Annotated in this window: 14 protein-coding genes and 1 pseudogene; 8 read left to right on the top strand and 7 right to left on the bottom strand. The window is 64.6% G+C overall.

Features of this window, described 5'->3' with window-relative positions; genetic code table 11:
• Entirely contained in the window at positions 1-960 is a 960-nt protein-coding gene (locus BM046_RS03680) for an AAA family ATPase (RefSeq protein ID WP_090537114.1), read from the bottom strand.
• A 339-nt stretch (positions 961-1299) separates the two neighbouring features.
• Between BM046_RS03680 and BM046_RS03675 the strand changes: the two are divergent.
• From BM046_RS03675 to BM046_RS03665, 3 genes and pseudogenes are all read left to right on the top strand, one after another.
• Positions 1300-4632: pseudogene (locus BM046_RS03675) on the top strand (NAD-glutamate dehydrogenase); the annotation flags it as partial.
• A gap of 3 nt (positions 4633-4635) precedes the next feature.
• The gene (locus BM046_RS03670; protein ID WP_090537110.1) at positions 4636-4857 is read left to right on the top strand and encodes a DUF2835 domain-containing protein; all 222 of its coding nucleotides are present in this window, start codon (positions 4636-4638) and stop codon (positions 4855-4857) included.
• A 127-nt stretch (positions 4858-4984) separates the two neighbouring features.
• Complete coding sequence (locus BM046_RS03665; RefSeq protein ID WP_090537721.1) at positions 4985-6019, top strand: quinone-dependent dihydroorotate dehydrogenase; 1035 nt, start codon at positions 4985-4987, stop codon at positions 6017-6019.
• 121 nt (positions 6020-6140) lie between these two features.
• Here BM046_RS03665 and rmf read toward each other — a convergent pair whose 3' ends face one another.
• On the bottom strand, positions 6141-6356 hold the full coding sequence (gene rmf / locus BM046_RS03660; protein ID WP_090537108.1) for a ribosome modulation factor: 216 nt from the start codon (positions 6354-6356) through the stop codon (positions 6141-6143).
• 254 nt (positions 6357-6610) lie between these two features.
• On the opposite strand from rmf, the gene rlmKL reads away from it, so the two are divergent.
• Complete coding sequence (gene rlmKL / locus BM046_RS03655) at positions 6611-8794, top strand: bifunctional 23S rRNA (guanine(2069)-N(7))-methyltransferase RlmK/23S rRNA (guanine(2445)-N(2))-methyltransferase RlmL (protein ID WP_090537719.1); 2184 nt, start codon at positions 6611-6613, stop codon at positions 8792-8794.
• A 414-nt stretch (positions 8795-9208) separates the two neighbouring features.
• Here rlmKL and dacB read toward each other — a convergent pair whose 3' ends face one another.
• The 3 genes from dacB to BM046_RS03640 all read right to left on the bottom strand — a co-directional run bounded on the left by dacB (position 9209) and on the right by BM046_RS03640 (position 13379).
• Positions 9209-10684, bottom strand: coding sequence for a D-alanyl-D-alanine carboxypeptidase/D-alanyl-D-alanine endopeptidase (dacB, locus tag BM046_RS03650; protein WP_090537106.1), 1476 nt, complete (start codon positions 10682-10684; stop codon positions 9209-9211).
• A gap of 159 nt (positions 10685-10843) precedes the next feature.
• The gene (locus BM046_RS03645; protein ID WP_090537104.1) at positions 10844-11656 is read right to left on the bottom strand and encodes a TatD family hydrolase; all 813 of its coding nucleotides are present in this window, start codon (positions 11654-11656) and stop codon (positions 10844-10846) included.
• A gap of 10 nt (positions 11657-11666) precedes the next feature.
• The gene (locus BM046_RS03640; RefSeq protein ID WP_090537102.1) at positions 11667-13379 is read right to left on the bottom strand and encodes a DEAD/DEAH box helicase; all 1713 of its coding nucleotides are present in this window, start codon (positions 13377-13379) and stop codon (positions 11667-11669) included.
• Between the two features lie 116 nt (positions 13380-13495).
• Between BM046_RS03640 and greB the strand changes: the two genes are divergently transcribed.
• Entirely contained in the window at positions 13496-13972 is a 477-nt protein-coding gene (gene greB / locus BM046_RS03635) for a transcription elongation factor GreB (RefSeq protein ID WP_090537100.1), read from the top strand.
• A gap of 136 nt (positions 13973-14108) precedes the next feature.
• On the opposite strand, the gene BM046_RS03630 is transcribed toward greB, so the two are convergent.
• Together BM046_RS03630 and BM046_RS03625 are read right to left on the bottom strand one after the other, a co-directional pair.
• Entirely contained in the window at positions 14109-16604 is a 2496-nt protein-coding gene (locus tag BM046_RS03630) for an ABC transporter permease (RefSeq protein WP_090537099.1), read from the bottom strand.
• On the bottom strand, positions 16601-17281 hold the full coding sequence (locus BM046_RS03625; protein ID WP_090537097.1) for an ABC transporter ATP-binding protein: 681 nt from the start codon (positions 17279-17281) through the stop codon (positions 16601-16603). Before BM046_RS03625 ends, BM046_RS03630 begins: the two co-directional genes overlap by 4 nt.
• Before the next feature lie 13 nt (positions 17282-17294).
• Here BM046_RS03625 and BM046_RS03620 point away from each other — a divergent pair, with 13 nt between their 5' ends.
• Genes BM046_RS03620 through BM046_RS03610 form a run of 3 tightly spaced genes read left to right on the top strand, consistent with a single transcriptional unit; the run spans position 17295 to position 19191 of the window.
• Positions 17295-17921, top strand: coding sequence for an arylesterase (locus BM046_RS03620; protein WP_218149992.1), 627 nt, complete (start codon positions 17295-17297; stop codon positions 17919-17921).
• Positions 17922-17933: 12 nt separating this feature from the next.
• Positions 17934-18251, top strand: coding sequence for a hypothetical protein (locus BM046_RS03615; RefSeq protein WP_143084142.1), 318 nt, complete (start codon positions 17934-17936; stop codon positions 18249-18251).
• Positions 18252-18300: 49 nt separating this feature from the next.
• Positions 18301-19191, top strand: a complete 891-nt coding sequence (locus BM046_RS03610; protein WP_090537092.1) for a L,D-transpeptidase family protein — start codon at positions 18301-18303, stop codon at positions 19189-19191.
• The last annotated feature ends 39 nt before the right edge of the window (positions 19192-19230 follow it).

Raw genomic sequence — 19230 nt, 5'->3', positions numbered from 1 at the left:
CTAGACCACGGCAACCGATTCGAGCAGCAGGTTGATTGCCCGGTCCGCATCTATTCCGGCGGCCTCGGCCTCGAAACTGAGGATCAGACGATGGCGCAGTACGTCGTGGACTATCGCCTGGACATCCTCGGGACTGACGAAGTCCCGGCCGGCGAGCCAGGCGTGGGCCCGGGCGCAGCGATCCAGGGCGATGGTGCCCCGGGGGCTGGCGCCCATCTGGATCCATTCCGCCAGCTGCGGGTTGTACAGCTCGGGGCGACGGGTCGCCATGATCAGCTGGATCAGGTACTCCTCCACCGCGTCAGCCATGAACAGCCCGAGGACCTCCTGACGTGCGGCCAGGATGCTCTGCTGGGTGATGCGCTCGGCAATGCGCGGCTCGAAACCCTTGGCCTCGCCCCGGGCCAGATGAAGGATCTGACGTTCCAGCGCGGCATCTGGGAAGCCGATGCGCACGTGCATCAGGAAGCGGTCCAGCTGCGCTTCGGGCAGCGGGTAGGTGCCTTCCTGCTCGATGGGGTTCTGGGTAGCCATGACCATGAACAGCTCCGGCAGCGGCCAGGTTTCCCGACCGATACTGACCTGCTGTTCGGCCATGGCTTCGAGGAGCGCGGACTGGACCTTGGCCGGCGCGCGGTTGATTTCGTCGGCCAATATAAGATGATGGAAGATCGGCCCCTGCTGAAAGCTGAAACTCGCGGTCTCGGGACGGTAGATTTCCGTGCCGGTAATGTCCGCGGGCAGCAGATCAGGGGTGAACTGAATACGATGAAAGTCCGCCTCGATGGCTTCGGACAGGGTTTTTATTGCCTTGGTTTTAGCCAGTCCAGGTGCACCCTCCACAAGAAGGTGGCCGCCAGCGAGCAGGCAGATCAGCATGCGCTCTATCAGCGTTTCCTGACCGAAGATCTGCTGGGCCATGAAGGTTTTCAGTTGCAGCAGTGAGGCTCGATGGGGCATGGGTCTTCCTTTGGGCACCAATAATTTACGTCCTGTGTCGGGTACTTTACCGAAATCCACCCGGACAGGACTAATCTGGAATCAGCTCCAGAGCACATTTTACCTTTTACAGCGGCTTTCGCTCGGATTTGAGGGAGTAGGTTCATGAGTTTTATCGTTGCCAGCAGCAAGGCGGATTTTCAGCAGTACATCCGCCAACGGGTCAAGGAGCTGGCCGAGCCGGGCGAGCAGGAAGCCCTGGCGTTGTTTGCCGAAGAATATTTCGGCGTTACCTCTCTGGAGGATCTCGGCTCACGGCACGAGCGCGAGTTGATCGACGGTCTGCTCTGCGCCTGGCGGATGATGCAGCAGTCCGGTAATGCCGACGGCGAGCTGCTGGCGCGGTTTCGTGGGGGCTTCCCCCCGGGCTACAGCACCCGTTTCAGTCCGGCCACTGCCGTAGCCGACCTGCAGTTTCTGCAGGGGCTGAGTGCGGACAACCCGCTGGCGATGAGTTTCTACCAGCGTGAGGGGGGCAAGGACACCGAGCTGCACTGCAAGCTCTATCATTTCGGCGGTTCGCTGCCGCTGTCCGACGTGATGCCTGTGCTGGACAACCTGGGCCTGCGGGTACTCGGCGAGTTTCCGTTCCAGATCACCCGGGATGACGGCCAGACGTTCTGGATCCATGACTTCGTGTTCTGCAACGCGCTGGATGCCGAGCTGGACATCGAGGATGTCAATGAGCTGTTCCGCGGCGCCTTCACTGCGATCTGGAACGGCAAGGCGGAGAACGACGCCTTCAACCGGCTGATTCTGCTGGCGGGTATCCACTGGCGCGAGGCGGCCCTGCTGCGTGCCCTGGGTCGCTATATCAAGCAGATCCGCATGGGCTTCGAGCTGCCCTATATCGCCGCCACCCTGGCCAACCATGCGCCCATTGCGCGGGAGCTGGTGCGGCTGTTCAAGACCCGCTTCTTCCTGGCCCGCAAGCCCAGCGCCGGGGAGCTGGAGCAGAAGCTGGAACAGGCCATTCTGAGCGCGCTGGACGGCGTGGCGGTGCTCAACGAGGATCGCATCCTGCGCCGCTATCTGGACCTGATCAAGGCCACTCTGCGCACCAACTTCTACCAGACCGATGCCCAGGGTCAGCCCAAGGATTACTTCAGTCTGAAGTTCAACCCGGCGGCGATTCCGGAGCTGCCTTTGCCGCGACCGATGTACGAGATCTTCGTCTACTCGCCCCGTGTCGAAGGCGTGCACCTGCGCGGCGGCAAGGTCGCCCGGGGTGGTCTGCGCTGGTCCGACCGGGAGGAGGACTACCGCACCGAGGTGCTGGGGCTGACCAAGGCCCAACAGGTGAAGAACGCGGTGATCGTGCCCGCAGGTGCCAAGGGTGGTTTCGTGCCGCGGCGTCTGCCCCATGAGGCCGGTCGCGATGCTGTCCAGCAGGAGGCCATCGCCTGCTACCGCATCTTCATCCAGGGTTTGCTGGATATCACCGATAATCTCGTCGACGGCAAGGTGGTACCGCCGCCGCAGGTGATCCGTCACGATGACGATGACTATTACCTGGTGGTGGCCGCGGACAAGGGCACGGCGACCTTCTCCGACATTGCCAACGGTATTGCCGCCGACTACGGCTTCTGGATGGGCGATGCCTTCGCCTCCGGTGGCTCGGTGGGGTACGATCACAAGGGCATGGCGATCACCGCCCGGGGCGCCTGGATCTCGGTGCAGCGGCATTTCCGCGAGCTGGGCGTGGATGTGCAGAAGGACCCGATCACCGTCATAGGTATCGGCGACATGAGCGGCGACGTATTTGGCAACGGTCTGCTGCGCTCCCGCTCGGTGCGCCTGCTGGCGGCCTTCAACCACCTGGAGATCTTCATCGACCCCAACCCGGTGGATGCCGGTCGCAGTTTCGATGAGCGTCAGCGCCTTTATCATTTGCCGCGCTCGGGCTGGTCCGACTACAACACGGAATTGATTTCCGAGGGTGGCGGCGTGTTCTCCCGCCAGCTCAAGCAGATCCCGCTCAGCCCGCAGATCCGGGAAGTCTTCGACATCGACGAAGAGCACCTGACTCCCAACGAACTCATCAATCGCCTGCTCAAGGCACCCGTTGACCTGATCTGGAACGGCGGCATCGGCACCTATATCAAGGCCTCCAGTGAAAGCCACGCGGACGTGGGCGACAAGGCCAATGACGGCCTGCGGGTCAATGGCAACGAGGTGCGCGCCAGGGTGATAGGCGAGGGCGGCAACCTGGGCATGACCCAGCTGGGGCGGGTCGAGTACTGCCTGCGGGGTGGCGCCTGCAACACCGACTTCATCGACAACGCCGGCGGGGTCAGCTGCTCCGACCAGGAGGTCAACATCAAGATCCTGCTCAATGAGCTGGTGTCCTCCGGACAGATGACCCTGGAGCAGCGCAACAGCCTGTTGGTGGAGATGACCGACGAGGTGGCGCAGCTGGTGCTCGCCAGCAACTACAAGCAGACCCAGGCCATCAGTCTGGCCCGGTCACAGGTGGTTCCGACCATGATCGAGTACCGTCGCTTCATCAACGTGATGGAATCCAGCGGCCGTTTGAGCCGTGTGCTGGAAGCCCTGCCCGAGGATGAACAACTGGCCGAGCGGGCCAGTACCGGTCAGGGCCTGACCCGACCGGAGCTGGCGGTACTGGTCAGCTACGCCAAGGCTGATCTCAAGGAGCGGCTGGTGGCTGCCCCTGTGCTGGACGATCCGCTGCTGGCGGCGACCCTGCAGCGGGCCTTCCCGCGGCAGCTGGTTGAAGGCCATGCCGAGGCGCTGGGCCGCCACAAACTGCGCCGCGAGATCATTGCCACCCAGCTGGCCAACGACCTGGTCAACCACATGGGCATCACCTTCCTGCGGCGCATGGAGCAGTCCACCGGTGCCAATGTGGGTCAGATAGTGGCCGCCTATGTGCTGGCGCGGGAGGTGTTCCACATAGCTGAAGCCTTCGCGGCCATCGAGCAACTGGATAACCAGTTGCCCGCAGAACTGCAGCTGGAGCTGATGCACGAGCTGGTGCGGCTGGCCCGGGGCGCCACGCGCTGGTTCCTGCGTCGCCGGGGGCCGGAGCTGGAGCCCTCCGTCGAAGCCGAGCATTTCGCGCCCAGGATTCGCGCGCTGAACGCCGGTTTCGACGGCATGCTCGAAGGCTCTGTACGGGAGCTGTGGCAGGAGCGTTTCGACTACTTCATCCAGGCCGGGGTCCCGGCGCCCATCGCCCGTCAGGCTGCGGGCACGGTGCACCTGTATACGTTGCTCGGGGTGATACGCGCCGCCGATGCCACTGGTGAGCCAGAGGAGAAGGTGGCCAAGGTGCTGTTTACCCTGGGCAGCGAGTTGCAGTTGCCCTGGCTGGGCGAGCAGGTCAACAGCCTGCCGGCCATCACGCAGTGGCAGGCTCTGGCCCGTGAAGCCTACCGTGACCAGCTGGAGAACCAGTTGAGTGCCCTGACCATCAGCGTGCTGCAGAACGGTCGGACCACGGCCTCGGCGGCGGAACTGGTGTCGGCCTGGCTGGAGGATAACCAGGTGCCCATGGCGCGCTGGCAGAAGCTGGTTGCAGAATTGCGGGCCGCCGGCCCCAGCGACTATCCGATGATGGCGGTAGCAACGCGGGAGCTGGCCGAACTGGCCAGCACTGTGGACAGGTGACGAATGCAGCAACTCATCGTTGATCTGGCGTTGCCAGCCGACCGCTTCCTGGCCTGGTACAAGGGCCAGGCCGACCGAGTGCTGATGCACAGCCGCGATGGGCGCAGCATCAGCCTCCCGGCCCACCACCTGCGCCCCTTTCTCACCCATGAAGGGGTGCACGGCAGCTTCGTCCTGAAGTTTACCGACGAGGGCAAGCTGGTGTCCCTGGAACGGCTGGGCTGACCCTTGTCACCTGCGTCTGTGCTGCCTTCGCAGCTGCGGCGCAGGTGACATTCCCTTGCAGCCGGTGATCGGTGATCCGGCGTTTATGGGGTATACTCCGCGCAGCTTTTTTCCTGCGGGGCATGCCATGTATTCCACCTTACGTTCCCTGATGTTCCGCCTGCCGGCGGAAACTTCCCACGATCTGGCGCTGGATATGCTGGGTGCTGCCGGGCGTCTGCGTCTGGCCAGGCATCTGGCGCGGCCGGTGGCGTCCCATCCGGTACAGGTGCTGGGCATGACCTTCGACAACCCGGTAGGGCTGGCGGCGGGTCTGGACAAGAACGCGGTGGCAGTGGACGGCCTCGCCGATCTGGGTTTCGGCTTCATCGAGGTGGGCACGGTCACGCCCCGGGCGCAGCCCGGCAATCCCAAGCCGCGCCTGTTCCGCCTGCCGGAAGCCAACGCCATCATCAACCGCATGGGCTTCAACAACCTCGGTGTGGACGCGCTGGTCGAGCGGGTTGGCCGGCTGCGCTACCAGGGACCACTGGGCATCAATATCGGCAAGAATGCCGTTACCCCGGTCGAGCGGGCGGTGGACGACTACCTGTACTGCCTGCGCAGGGTCTACGCCCATGCCGGTTACGTTACGGTGAACCTGTCCTCGCCCAACACCCCCGGTCTGCGCACTCTGCAGTACGGCGATACGCTCAAGGCACTGCTGGGCGAAATCAAGGCCTGCCAGGAAAATCTGGCGGCGGAGCAGGGCCGCTACGTGCCGGTGGCCATCAAGATCGCGCCGGACATGACTCCCGAGGAGCTGGTGCTGGTGGCGCGTACGCTGGTGGAGCAGGGGATGGATGCGGTAATTGCCACCAATACCACCCTGGATCGCACCCGCGTCGAGGGGCTGGAGCACGCGGACGAGGCGGGCGGATTGTCCGGCGGGCCGCTGACCGAGGTGTCCACCGAGGTGATACGGGTACTGGCGGGCGAGCTGAAAGGCAGGCTGCCGATCATCGGCGCCGGCGGGATTCTCCGGGGTGCCGATGCAGCAGCGAAGATCGCTGCCGGCGCCAGCCTGGTACAGGTATACAGCGGTTTCATCTACCGTGGCCCGGAGCTGATCCGTGAGTGCGTGGATGCAATTGCGGCGCTGCCGTCGGCGGACCGGGGCTGACGAAGACGTAAAATCGGGGGCCTGAATGAAATGGCCCCCGGTGATGTTCCGGGGGCCTGGGCCTCTAGGGCCCGGCGCTTTGAGTAAGCGCCCTGGGAGAAAAAGGTCAAGCTTGAGGGGATTACCCTACTGCGCGCATCTCGTTGAGGCGATGCACGCCTGAAATTCCGGTATATCCTGCCCAGTGGTCGGCTCTGCCCTCACGCCAGCCGTTGATCCAGTTCTGTCTGTTGGGTCCGCCATTGAAGGGACAGGAATCTTGAGATTTGCCTTGAACGCCGTTCTGATACCCGCGCAAAAATGCTCGTTCCATCGGATCACGCTTTAGTCTTCTCATAAAGTACAGCCCTCATGTAGTAGGACAACCCGGACCGCGGTGTGCGGCCCGGGAAAGATACGGGACAAGGCCCGCATCGATGCAGGAGTTGCTCCTGCATCCAGGGATTGCGCAAAAGGCGAAACCCCTTGTTTGCACTTGAGTCCGTTGTACCCTATTGGGCAGGGTTCACAAAGATCAAATTGGCATATGTACAGCACCCTTAATCCTCAGGGTTGCCTGCCAGATATTACATAACGATGGAAATCAAACAGATGCGCGACACCCTTGAATTTTTTATTACCTGCCCGAAAGGAATCGAGGGGCTGTTGCTCGACGAGGTGCGCGCATTGGGAGCGCAAAGCGCCCGGGAAACCGTGGCCGGCGTCCATGCCAGCGGCAATCTGGAACTGGGTTATCGCCTGTGCCTGTGGTCGCGCCTGGCCAACCGGGTGCTGTTGATTCTCCAGCGATTCCCAGCGGACAGCGCCCAGGCGATGTATGACGGTGTGGCGACGCTGGATTGGGCGGATCATCTGGCCAGCGACGGCACCCTGGCGGTGGATTTCAGCGGTACGCTGCCGGGGGTCGACAATACCCATTTCGGCGCGCTGCGGGTCAAGGACGCCATCGTTGACCGCCTGCGCACGCCCTCTGGCGAACGGCCTTCGGTAGACAAGGTCAACCCCCAGCTGCGGATCAACGTGCATTGCCGCAATGGCGAGGTGCAGCTGGCGCTGGATATGTCCGGCAACAGCCTGCATCAGCGCGGCTACCGTCTGCAGCAGGGCGCTGCTCCGCTCAAGGAGAACCTGGCGGCCGCCGTGCTGATACGTGCCAACTGGCCGGCCATGGCGGCCCAGGGGGCGGCATTGGCCGATCCAATGTGCGGTTCCGGTACCTTCCTGGTCGAGGCCGGGCTGATGGCCGCGGACATCGCGCCCAACCTGCATCGACAGCACTGGGGCTTCAGTCACTGGCTGCAGCACGTGCCGGCGATGTGGAACCGTCTGCTGGAAGAGGCCCGCCAGCGTGCCGAAGCCGGCCTGGCCCGTACGCCCTCATGGATTCGCGGCTACGAGGCCGATCCGCGTCTGCTGCAGCCGCTGCGCAACAACATCCAGCGCGCCGGGCTGGGCGAATGGATCAAGGTCTACCAGGGCGAGCTGGCCACCTTCGCACCCCACCCGGACCGGGGGCAGACCGGTCTGATCGTCTGCAATCCGCCCTATGGCGAGCGTCTGGGCGAGGCCGCGAGTCTGGTCTACCTGTACCAGAAGCTGGGCGAGGTGCTGCGTCGGGAATGCACCGGGTGGCAGGCGGCGATCTTCACCGGCAACCCCGAGCTGGGCCGGCGCATGGGTATCCGCAGCCACAAGCAGTACTCGCTGTTCAACGGTGCCTTGCCCTGCAAGCTGCTGTTGATGGATCTGCAGCCCGAACGCTACATCACCGGCAGCAATCAGCCGGATTCGGCGGGGGAGAAGGCCGGCGCGGCGCCGGTTACCGAGGCGCGCCTGAGCGAATCGGCGCAGATGTTCGCCAACCGCCTGAAGAAGAATCTCAAGACCCTGGGCAAGTGGGCCCGCCAGCAGAACATCAGCTGCTACCGGCTGTATGACGCGGACATGCCCGAATTTGCCGTGGCGGTCGATCTCTATGATGGCTGGGCCCATGTGCAGGAATACGCCGCGCCGGCCAGCGTCAGCGAGGACAAGGCCCAGGCCCGGCTGCAGGATGTGCTGGTGGCCCTGCCGCAGGTGCTGGGCATACCCGCCGAGCGGGTGGTGCTCAAGCAGCGTCAGCGCCAGACCGGCAAGCAGCAGTACGAGCGCATGGATCGTCGGGGCGAGTTCCTCACGGTGCAGGAGGGACAGGTCAGGCTGCTGGTCAACCTCACCGACTACCTGGATACCGGGCTCTTCCTAGACCACAGACCCATGCGCTTGCGCATCGCCGAGGAGGCCCGCGGCAAGCGCTTCCTGAACCTGTTCTGCTACACCGCCAGTGCCACTGTGCACGCGGCGGTGGGTGGCGCACGGCGCACCACCAGTGTGGATCTGTCGAAAACCTATCTGGATTGGGCGCGGCGCAATCTGGCGCTCAATGGTTTGTCGGACCTGCACCAGCTGGTGCAGGATGACGTGATGAAATGGCTGGAGCAGGACAGGGGCGAGTACGATCTGATCTTCATCGACCCGCCGACCTTCTCCAACTCCAAACGCATGGACGACGTGTTCGATGTGCAGCGCGACCATGTGCAGCTGCTGGACATGGCCATGGCCCGTCTGGCACCCGGCGGGGTGCTGTATTTCTCCAACAACTTCCGCCGCTTCAAGCTGGACCCGGCACTGGAGGAGAAGTACCAGGTCGAGGATATCTCCGCCCAGACCCTGGACAAGGACTTCCAGCGCAACCCGCGGATACACCGCAGCTGGCGGATTACCCGCCGGCAGTAACAGCGCACCCCCGGCCTTGTAGGAGCACCCGCCCCGGGTGCGAATGGAGCGGACTCGGTGTCTTGGCTGGGCTCCGCTTTCGCACCGTGGCGGTGCTCCTACAGCAAAACCGGGATTTTCCCCGAACCGTAGGAGCACCCGGCCCGGGTGCGAATGGGGCTGGCTCGGTGTCTTGGCTGGAGTCCACTTTCGCACCGGGGCTGGCTCGGTGTTTTGGCCGGACTTCGCTTTCGCACCGTGGCGGTGCTCCTACAAATGAAGCTGCCACCACCTCGCACCGTAGGAGCACCCGCCCCGGGTGCGAATGTGGGCTGGGCCGGTTCGCACCGAGGGCGGTGCTCCTACACCCAAGCCGGGATTTTCCTGCACCGAAACCGGGATTCTCCCCGAACCGCAGGAGCACCCGCCCCCGGCTCAGCGGCGGTCGGCTACGTCGGTGGGGCCGCGGCGGTGGACGTCGGTGAGGACCAGGTCCAGGGCTTCGCGGCTGCCGCCGGCGGCGGGGTGGTTGACGATGGCGGTGACCGCCCAGCTCTGGCCGTTGTTGTCTCGGGTGATGCCGGCGATGGCGCGGACGTTGCGCAGGGTGCCGGTCTTGATATGGGCCTGGCCGGCCACCGGGGTATTGCGCAGGCGTCGGCGCATGGTGCCATCCATCGCCGCCAGGGGCAGGGAGGCGACGAACTCGGCGGCATAGGGGCTGCGCCAGGCGTGGCTCAGCAGCTGACTCATGTCCCTGGCCGTCATGCGCTCCATGCGCGACAGCCCGGCACCGTTTTCCAGTACCAGCCCATTGGCCTGAATGCCCTTGTCGGCCAGCCACTGGTTGATGATGCGGGTGGCGGCCTTGTGGTCGTCGGCGTCCGCCGCACTGCGCTGTTCGCGGCCTATGGTCAGGAACAGCTGGCGCGCCATGGTGTTGTTGCTGAACTTGTTGATATCCCGGGCAACGTCCACCAGGTCCGGTGAGGTGCTGCGGGCCAGCAGGCGGGCGCCGCTTGGCGAATGGCCGATGCGGTTGCCACCGTGGATACGCCCGCCCATTTCGTGCCAGAGGGTGCGGATCAGGCTGGCGGTATATACCGGAGCGTCCAGTGCCGACAGATAGCGCTCGGCGCTGCAGCCCTGATGCAGTGAGCCGGTGAGGGTGATGGTGGCGCGCTGGCCGTCATCCTTCACCGCGTAGTGCACGTTCGGCCAGGGGCAGCTGTTGACCGGGGCCAGCACGCTCAGCTGATTGTCGATGGTGACCTCGGGCAGCGCCGGCTCCAGATGGGTGCGTACGCCCCCGGCTTCACCGTAGGTACGCAGCGACAACAGCTTGAGGTTGGTCAGCAGCGGGTCGGGTTCGACCAGAAAGGGGCGTGTCGGATCATTGCCGTCGTCCTGGAAGGGTGGCAGATCAGCGGGCATGCGCAGATCCGCGGGCTGCAGGACCAGATCACCGCGCACCTCGCGCACGCCGGCGGCACGCAGGTCGCGCAGCATCAGCCACAGGCGCTCCATGGTCAGCTTGGGATCGCCGCTGCTGCGGAAGATCAGGTCGCCCTGAAGCTCGCCATTGCTGATGGGGCCGGTACCGTAGAGATCGGTCTGCCACTGGTAATTGGGGCCGAGCAGCTCAAGGGCTGCGTAGGTGGTGACCAGCTTCATGGTCGAGGCCGGGTTGACCGGTTGATCGGCATTGACGAACTGGGCCATGCCCTGGCCCTCCAGCGGAATCACCGCCAGAGACATGGCATCGGTTGGAATCTTGGCCGCGGCCAGCGCGGAGCTGACACGGGCCGGCAGGGACCCACGGTCACTCTGGGCAAGGATGTCGCTGCTGGTCAGGAAACCGGCGAGCGGAATCAGGCTGCAGAGGAAGAGTTTTTTCAGGTGCAGCATCAAGGGTGACTCCCGGGGAAAACGGCGTTGGGGCTGTGCCGAGCATCCATTCCCGAAGGGACAGCCGATTGCGCACAGAATAGCTCAAGGGCGCAGGGGAGACTAGCTGGTAGCAAGGGGCTGGACGAGGTTTTTACTGCCCCCGTGTTTCAGCCGCTGCGCTTATGTCAGCTGGCTGTCATCAGGCGCGTCGAGGCGGAAGAAGGCGCGGGCGGTTGCTGTGGTGTGGGCGGCCAGTTGCTCGAGGCTTTCCTCTCGGCAGCGGGCGACCATGGTGGCCACTTCGGTGATGAAGGCGGGTTCGTTACGACGGTTCTTCGGCTTGGGATTCAGGGTGCGTGGCAGCAGCCAGGGAGCATCGGTTTCCAGCATCAGTCGTCCGGCGGGGATATCCCGAACCAGCGGCTGCAGGTGGGTGCCCCGGCGTTCATCACAGATCCAGCCGGTGATGCCGATATGCAGATCCAGATCGAGGTAGCGGTACAGGGCATCCTTGTCGGCGGTGAAGCAATGCACTACCGCAGCGGGCAGACGGTCGCGGAAATCTCGCAGTATGGCGCTGAGCGTGTCGCTGGCCTCGCGCTCATGCACGAAGACCGGATAGCCCAGCTCCGCCGCCAGTTCCAGTTGACGCTCGAAGGCGCTGATCTGCACTGGCCGCGGGGAGAAGTCGCGATTGAAGTCCAGGCCGCATTCACCGATGGCCCGCACCGGGTCGGCCTGGGCCAGCAGGCGCAGATCGGCTTCGGTATCGGCACTCCAGTCACGGGCGTGATGGGGATGGATACCCGCCGTGCAGAACAGCCGCTGCGGGTCGGTGTTGCAGAGCGTCTGCAGGGCAGCGCACTCTTCCACGGTGGTGGCGGTCAGTACCATCTGGCTGACCCCGGACTCCCAGGCGCGTTCCAGCACCTGGTCCCTGTCCTTGTCAAAGGCGGCGTCAAGCAGGTTGACGCCGATATCGACCCACTGCATCAGTGGCTACTCAGGCACGCCGCGCCGGTTTGCTGGTGCGGGGCTTGCCGGCAAAGTCCTTGCGCGGCGGGCGGGGGCTGCGCGGACGCTCGACTTCACCGGGTGGCAGCGGCCATTCGCGGATCTGCAGGGCGACGCCGTTGACTTCCACGCCGGCCAGCTTGTTGAGCACCGACTGGTCCAGCTGGGGCAGATAGACACCTGTGTGTTCGGTGAACATCTTGATGTGACCAATCTGCTGACGGCGCAGGCCACCATGCTTGACCAGTACATCGACCAGCGGCTTGGGCATCAGGTTGTTGGAACGGCCACCCTGAACCTTGTAGCGGACCAGACCGGCGTCGCGATCATCACCCATCTCGCGCTCGCGTCGCGGCGGGGCGACCGGCAGATCGGCCACGGGCTCGATCAGGGTCTTGGCGCCGGGCAGGATCGCCAGCAGGGCGGCGACCAGCTCCAGGGGCTCCATGTTGGTCACCTGCAGCAGTTCCTCGACCAGCTGCTGATGCAGCGAGCCGGTGCCTTCGGCAGCGGTCTGCAGACGGGTGGCCAGCTTGCTCAGGCGACCGCTGCGTACCGCGTCGGCGGTCGGCAGTGCCTGCTGCTCGATCTTCTGGCCGGTGGCCTTCTCCAGCAGATGCAGCAGTCGACGCTCGCGCGGGGTGGCGAACAGGATGGCGGTCCCGGAGCGACCGGCGCGGCCGGTACGGCCGATGCGGTGCACATAGGATTCGCTGTCGTGGGGCAGATCGTAGTTGAGTACGTGGGAGATACGCTCCACGTCCAGACCACGGGCCGCCACGTCAGTGGCCACGACAATGTCCAGCAGACCGCGCTTGAGGCGGTCGACCACCTGCTCACGCAGTTGCTGACTGAGGTCGCCGTTCAGCGCCGCGGCGGCAAAGCCACGCGCTTCCAGCCGCTCGGACAGCTCCAGACTGGCAGTCTTGGTGCGGACGAAGACGATCATGGCCTCCACCGGCTCGACTTCCAGCAGGCGGGTCATGGCGTCCAGCTTGTGGTGGTTGGCCACTTCCCAGACCTTCTGGGTAATGGTGTCCAGGCTGCTGCTCTTGCCGCTGTGCAGACGGATTTCCTTGGGCTCGCGCATGTGATTGCGGGCCACGGTACGCACGCCGGCGGGCATGGTGGCGGAGAACAGCGCTTTCTGCGTGTGCTCGGGCACCTTCTCGAAGACGGCTTCCAGGTCGTCGGCAAAGCCCATCTTGAGCATTTCATCCGCTTCGTCGAGGACCAGGAAACGGATGTTGTCGAACTTGATGCTGCCACGGCGCATGTGGTCGGTCAGACGACCGGGAGTTGCCACTACCACATGGGCACCACGTTCCAGCGCCTTGAACTGGGGCGCGAAGGGGGAGCCACCGTACAGGGCCAGTACGGAAAAACCGCGCATGTTCTGCGCATAGCGCTGCAGCGCTTCGGCGACCTGCAGAGCCAGCTCGCGGGTCGGGGTAAGAATCAGCGCCTGGGTGGCACGCAGGCTGACATCGATGCCTGCCAGCAGGGGCAGGGAAAAGGCAGCGGTCTTGCCGGTGCCGGTCTGGGCCAGGCCCAGCAGGTCCTCGCCGGCCAGCAGCGTCGGGATCGCCTCGGCCTGGATGGGAGAAGGTGTTTCATAGCCGAGGCTGTTGAGGGCCTCAAGAAGCGGTGCAGGCAAGCCAAGATCGGCAAATTGCGGTGCCGCCGGAGCGGTATCGGACATACGGGAAGTAAACCTTGGGGGATTGAAGATCGCGTAGTATACGCACTTTCAAGACCGATTGCTTGAGGCATTTCGTTCAGCCGACCACCTGCAGCAGGTGATGGAAGGAGTAGCCGTTGAAAACCCCGTTGATTACCCGTCAGGGTTACGAGAATCTGCGTCAGGAACTGGACCATCTCTGGCGCGTGGAACGCCCCGAGATCACGCGCAAGGTCACCTGGGCCGCCAGCCTGGGCGATCGCAGCGAGAATGCCGACTATCAGTACAACAAGAAGCGCCTGCGGGAGATCGACCGGCGGGTGCGCTACCTGCGCAAGTGTCTGGAATACCTGAAGGTGGTGGATTACCGACCTGAGCAGGAGGGCAGGGTGTTCTTCGGCGCCTGGGTGGAGATCGAGAATGAGAAAGGGCGCAAGCTCAGGTTCCGGATCGTCGGTTACGACGAGATCTTCGACCGCAAGGACTACATCTCCATCGACTCGCCCATGGCGCGGGCGCTGTTGAAGAAGGAGGTGGATGACGAGGCGCAAGTGACCACCGAGGCGGGGACGACGGTGTGGTATATCAATTCGATCGAGTATGAGAAGAGCTGAACTCGGGCACCCGCTCGACGACAGGCGTTGTCTCGCGGATCAGCACTCAGGCGTAGCGCAGGTGCGCTACACCCTGGCAGTCCGTGGACGAGCTGGTGCTCGTCCCTCCCAGCTCCCCCCGGGAGCACCCAGCCCACTACCCCCTGCGCAACAACCCCATAGGACTCTGATTGACCACTGCCCGTGTGCCCAGCGCTCCCGCCAGGCCGATCAGCAGGGCGCCGGCGCCGGGGACCAGCAGCCACAGCAGGTAGTGCGGTTGCCATTCCAGATTCAGGGCGAAGCGGTAGAGCAGCCAGGTGACCAGCTCGGCGGCGAGCACCGCCAGCAGGCCGGCGAGGGTGCCGAGCAGGGTGAACTCCAGGCGGTTGGCCTGGCGCAGCAGTTGCCGGCGGGCGCCGAGGGTACGCAGCAGGGCGCCTTCGTATAAGCGGGTGTCCAGGGTCGACTGCAGCGAGGCGAACAGTACCGTGAAGCCGGCCAGCAGCACGAATATCAGAACATATTCCACGGCGATGGTGACCTGGCGCAGGATGTCGCGCAGCTGGGCGAGAATGGCTTCGACTTCCAGCAGGGTCATGGCTGGAAAGGCGCGGGTCAGCTGGCGCAGACCCTCGCGCTGATCCGCCGGCAGGTGGAAGCTGGTCAGCAGCGTGGTGGGCATGCCGTCCAGCGCGCCGGGGGAGAACACCATGTAGAAGTTGGGGGTGAAGTTGTCCCAGTTGACGCTGCGGATACTGCTGACCTCGGCTTCCAGGGTAGTGCCGGCAATGACAAAGCCGAGCTGGTCGCCCACGCCTATGCCCAGACTCCCGGCCAGCTCCGCCTCGACCGAGACGCGATGGCCCTCTGCCTCGGGCAGGTCCGGCCACCAGTGCCCTGTGACCAGTTCGTTGTCGGGGGCCAGTTCGCTGGCCCAGGTCAGGCTCAGGTCCCGGTTGATGGCCCGCTCGCCCGGGCTGTCCTTGGTCACCTGGGTGCGCACCGGCTGGCCATTGATGCTGGTGAGGCGGCCCGGGGTGACCGGGTAGAGCGGGGCGCTGGTGGCGCCTATCTCGCCCAGCGCCTGGGCAAAGGCCTGTTCCTGATCCGGCAGTATGTTGAGGGCGAAGTGGTTGGGAGCGTCGTCGGGCAACTGGGCCTGCCAGGTATCCAGCAGCTCGGTCCGCAGAACGAAGATCACCACCATGGCCATGAGAATCAGACCGAAGGCCAGGACCTGACCTGCCGCAGCAGCGGGGTGCTTGAGCAGCTGGCCGCTGCCCAGACGCCAGGCCAGCCCGAGATGGCGCAGGCGGTCGCCGCTGGCGCGCAGCAGCAGCCAGGCCAGGATGCCCAGCAGCAGGGCGGCAATGGCGCCTCCTGTTATTACTGCCAGGGTCATCGGCAGATTATCGGTGAACTGCCACATCAGCAGGCTCAGGGCGGACAAGGCAAGCCCGTAGATGAACCAGCCGCTGCCGGGCAGCGGCGTCAGCTCCCGGCGCAGCACGCGCAGGGGGGAGACCCGGCCCAGGCGCAGCAGGGGTGGCAGGGCAAAGCCGAACAGTGAAACCATGCCGGTAGCGGCTCCCACCAGCAGGGGGCGCAGTCCGGCCCCCGGCAGGTCCGGCGGCAGCAGTTCGCGAAGCAGGTAGACCAGTCCGGCCTGCATCAGCCAGCCGCTGGCCAGGCCGAGCAGGGTGGCGAGGATGCCCAGACCCAGCAACTGCAGCAGGAACAGCCGCAGGGTGCGGGTGCGGCTGGCACCCAGGCAGCGCAGCAGGGCGCTGGTGTCGAAGTGGCGCTGGGCAAAACGACTGGCGGACAGGGCCACGGCGACTCCGGCCAGCACCACGGCGGCGATACTGGCGAGCCCGAGGAGCTGGTTGGCGCGGGTCAGGGCACTGCCGATCTGCCGATTGTCATCGGCCACCGAGGTGATGCGCTGGTGACTTTCCAGGCGCGGCTCCAGCCAGCTGCGCAGGCGTTGCAGATCGGCCTCCTCGCCACTGACCAGCAGGCGGTAACGCACCCGGCTGCCCGGCTGGATGACCCGGGTTGCCGGCAGGTCGCCAAGGTTCATCAATACCCGGGGAGTCAGGCTGTAGAAGTCGCCGGCGCGGTCGGGTTCATGGGTCAGTACCGCGGCCACCCGTAACTGGGCATAGCCCACTTCCAGCAGGTCGCCGACCTGCATGTCCAGCTGGCTCAGCAGCCTGGCTTCAACCCAGACGGTGCCGGGCTCCGGGATTGCGGTGGCGGTGCGCTCCGAGCCATGGGGCTCATCGCTGATGCGTACCTCGCCGCGCAGCGGGTAGCCCGGCCCGACGGCCTTGATGCTGGAAAGCAGCATCTCGGTTTCGCTTGAAGTGATGCTGGAAAAATCAACGATATCAGTGTGTTGCAGATTGTTCTTGATGGCCTCTTGAAGAACTTCGTCGGGCCATGGGTCCCGCGAAGAGAGGCGCATGTCGGCACCGAGAAACTCGGCGGCGCGGGTGACCATGCCCCGTTGCAGCCGGTCGGTGAAGAAGCTGATGGCGGTGCTGACGGTGACGGCAATCAGCAGCGCCAGGAGCATGACCCGAAGCTCCCCGGCACGCCACTCGCGCAACAGCAGGCGCGAGGCCAGTGGCAGATCGCCGCTCATGCGGAGTTCTCCTGCAGCCGTCCGGCGTCCAGGTGCAGGGCGCTGGCGCAGCGTTGGGCCAGGCGCTCGTCATGGGTGACCAGAACCAGGGTGGTGCCCTGTTCCCGGTTGAGTTCGAACAGCAGGTCGGTGATACGTGCGCCGGTGGCCGCATCCAGATTGCCGGTGGGCTCATCGGCGAACAGGATCGCAGGATCACTGGCGAAGGCGCGGGCAATGGCGACCCGCTGCTGTTCGCCACCGGACAGCTGGCGCGGATAGTGAGTCAGGCGGTGGTCGAGACCGACGCGGCCGAGCAGATGCCGGGCGCGGTTGGCGGCGTCGCGGCGGCCGTCGAGTTCCAGCGGCAGCATGACGTTTTCCAGCGCGGTGAGGCTGTCGAGCAACTGGAAGGACTGGAAGACGAAACCGACCTGCTCGGCCCGCAGGGCGGCGCGCTGGTCCTCGTCGAGCCCGGTCAGCGAGCGGCCGGCCAGAATCACTTCGCCGGTACTGGGCAGATCAAGCCCCGCCAGCAGGCTCAGCAGGGTGGACTTGCCCGATCCGGAGGCGCCGACGATTGCCACACTGCTGCCGCGGGAGATGTCCAGACTGACATCGTCGAGGATGGTAAGCCTGGCTTCCGGGGCATTTACGACTTTGCTAAGGTGGCGGGCAGTGATAACGCTCTCTGACATGGAATCGGCCTTGATGACTGTCCTGAAAAGATGCGCCGCGGGCGTGCTGTTGTTGCTGCTGGCGCTGCCCGTGCCGGCACAGAATATCCTGCTGATCGGCGATAGTATCAGCGCCGCGTTCGGTCTGGAAATCGAGCAGGGCTGGGTTTCACTGCTGCAGAAGCGCCTTGAGGAGCAGGATTATCCCCACCGGGTGGTCAACGCCTCGGTCAGCGGAGAGACCACGGCGGGCGGGCTGGCGCGGCTTCCAGTGCTGCTGGAGCAGGTGCAGCCGGAGCTGGTGATCATCGAGCTCGGGGGCAATGACGGGCTGCGCGGATTGCCGGCGGCCAATATGCAACAGAATCTTTCGGCGATGGTGGAGCAGTCCCGGGCCAGCGGTGCGGATGTGATACTGCTGGGCATGCGCATCCCGCCCAATTACGGCCCCCGTTACAACGATGCCTTCGAACAGGTATTCGTCGACCTGTCGCAGAGCCTGGATGTGCCGCTGGTGCCTTTTCTGCTGGAGGGCGTCGGCACTGTTCCGGAACTGATGCTGGACGACGGCATTCACCCGGGCGCTGCAGCGCAGCCGCTTTTGCTGGATAATGCCTGGCCCGTCATCCGGCAGTGGCTGGACGGCATCGATTCACGGTAAGGAGCAGGTCAGGTGACATTGTCCTGGATGGCCAAGCGTTGGTGTGTAGTGGAACAGGACGAGCAGCAGGACCTGTTTGTGGGTGATCCCTGGCACGTACATCTGGTGGATATCAATCTGCGGCTGGATGCGCCGCTGGAGCGATCGCTGTGTGGCGATCTGCTGCCGTCGCAGCCGGTGTACCGGGAGTTGCAGCGGCAATCGCTTCGCAGCCTGTGTCCGCAGTGCGTGGACGTGGCCCGAACCATGCGCGCGGCCGGTCGCCGTTCCGCTGCGCGCCCGGGAACCGGGGCAGTGCCAGAGACTCAACAGTATGATCTGTATGCATAGAGGGGGAGCCCCGGTGAAGCTTCTGCAGCGATGGCTGGTGGCGTTGGGAATGGCTGTGCCGTTGTGCGGCGTTCAGGCGGCGGACTATCCGCTGGCCACGAGCGAGCAGCAACTGGTGGGTGAGGTTCGCGTCCTCAAGGCGCGCTATGAGGATACCCTGGCGGACCTGGCCGATGCCCACGGCTTCGGTTTCAACGAGATAGTGGCAGCCAACCCGGGAGTGGATCCCTGGCTGCCCGGCGACGGCACGGCGATCACCCTGCCGGGCATGCATATCCTGCCTGACGCGCCGCGCGAGGGCATCGTCATCAACCTTCCGGAATACCGGATGTATTTCTATCCCCGGGATGAGCAGCGGGTCAGTACCTGGCCGGTAGGTATCGGCCGGGAGGGCTGGTCCTCGCCGATAGGCCAGACCCGGGTGGCACGCAAGGAAGCCAATCCCTCCTGGTATCCGCCCAGGTCCATCCGCGAGGAGCATGCTGCCCAGGGCGAGATACTGCCGGCGGTGGTGCCGCCGGGCCCGGACAACCCGATGGGGCCGTACAAGATGAATCTGGCTCTGAGCGGTTACGTGATCCATGGCACCAACAAGTCCTTCGGGATCGGCATGCGGGTCAGTCACGGCTGTTTCCGCATGAACAACCAGGATGTGACCGAGCTGTTCCCGCAGGTGCCGGTGGGCACTCCGGTGACCATAGTCAACCAGCCCTACAAGTTGGGTGTGATGGACGGCAAGCTCTATCTGGAAGTACACACGCCGCTGGACGAACATGGCTTCCCGTCTGTACTGGACAAGCAGGCGGCGATTCAGCAGCTGCTGCAGGAACGCAATGAACTGGTGTCCGGTTTCCGCCTGGACTGGCAGAAGATCCGTGATCTGGTGTTCGCCGAGGAGGGGGTGCCAGAGGTGATAGGTGAGCCCTACGGGCAGTTCTGAGGGATTCGACAAACCCCTCCCCCCTGACTGCTGGAGGGG

The organism is Halopseudomonas formosensis (genome assembly GCF_900115905.1).
GTDB lineage: Bacteria > Pseudomonadota > Gammaproteobacteria > Pseudomonadales > Pseudomonadaceae > Halopseudomonas > Halopseudomonas formosensis.
The sequence above is the reverse complement of the archived record's forward strand: the minus strand, read 5'-3'. Positions and strand labels throughout refer to the sequence as shown.

What these genes read in the sequence shown, in the direction of transcription:
- BM046_RS03680 (WP_090537114.1), bottom strand. Translation starts at nt 960, where the DNA reads ATGCCCCATCGAGCCTCACTGCTGCAACTGAAAACCTTCATGGCCCAG.
- BM046_RS03670 (WP_090537110.1), top strand. Translation starts at nt 4,636, where the DNA reads ATGCAGCAACTCATCGTTGATCTGGCGTTGCCAGCCGACCGCTTCCTG.
- BM046_RS03665 (WP_090537721.1), top strand. Translation starts at nt 4,985, where the DNA reads ATGTATTCCACCTTACGTTCCCTGATGTTCCGCCTGCCGGCGGAAACT.
- rmf (WP_090537108.1), bottom strand. Translation starts at nt 6,356, where the DNA reads ATGAGAAGACTAAAGCGTGATCCGATGGAACGAGCATTTTTGCGCGGG.
- rlmKL (WP_090537719.1), top strand. Translation starts at nt 6,611, where the DNA reads ATGCGCGACACCCTTGAATTTTTTATTACCTGCCCGAAAGGAATCGAG.
- BM046_RS03645 (WP_090537104.1), bottom strand. Translation starts at nt 11,656, where the DNA reads ATGCAGTGGGTCGATATCGGCGTCAACCTGCTTGACGCCGCCTTTGAC.
- BM046_RS03640 (WP_090537102.1), bottom strand. Translation starts at nt 13,379, where the DNA reads ATGTCCGATACCGCTCCGGCGGCACCGCAATTTGCCGATCTTGGCTTG.
- BM046_RS03630 (WP_090537099.1), bottom strand. Translation starts at nt 16,604, where the DNA reads ATGAGCGGCGATCTGCCACTGGCCTCGCGCCTGCTGTTGCGCGAGTGG.
- BM046_RS03625 (WP_090537097.1), bottom strand. Translation starts at nt 17,281, where the DNA reads ATGTCAGAGAGCGTTATCACTGCCCGCCACCTTAGCAAAGTCGTAAAT.
- BM046_RS03620 (WP_218149992.1), top strand. Translation starts at nt 17,295, where the DNA reads ATGACTGTCCTGAAAAGATGCGCCGCGGGCGTGCTGTTGTTGCTGCTG.
- BM046_RS03610 (WP_090537092.1), top strand. Translation starts at nt 18,301, where the DNA reads ATGGCTGTGCCGTTGTGCGGCGTTCAGGCGGCGGACTATCCGCTGGCC.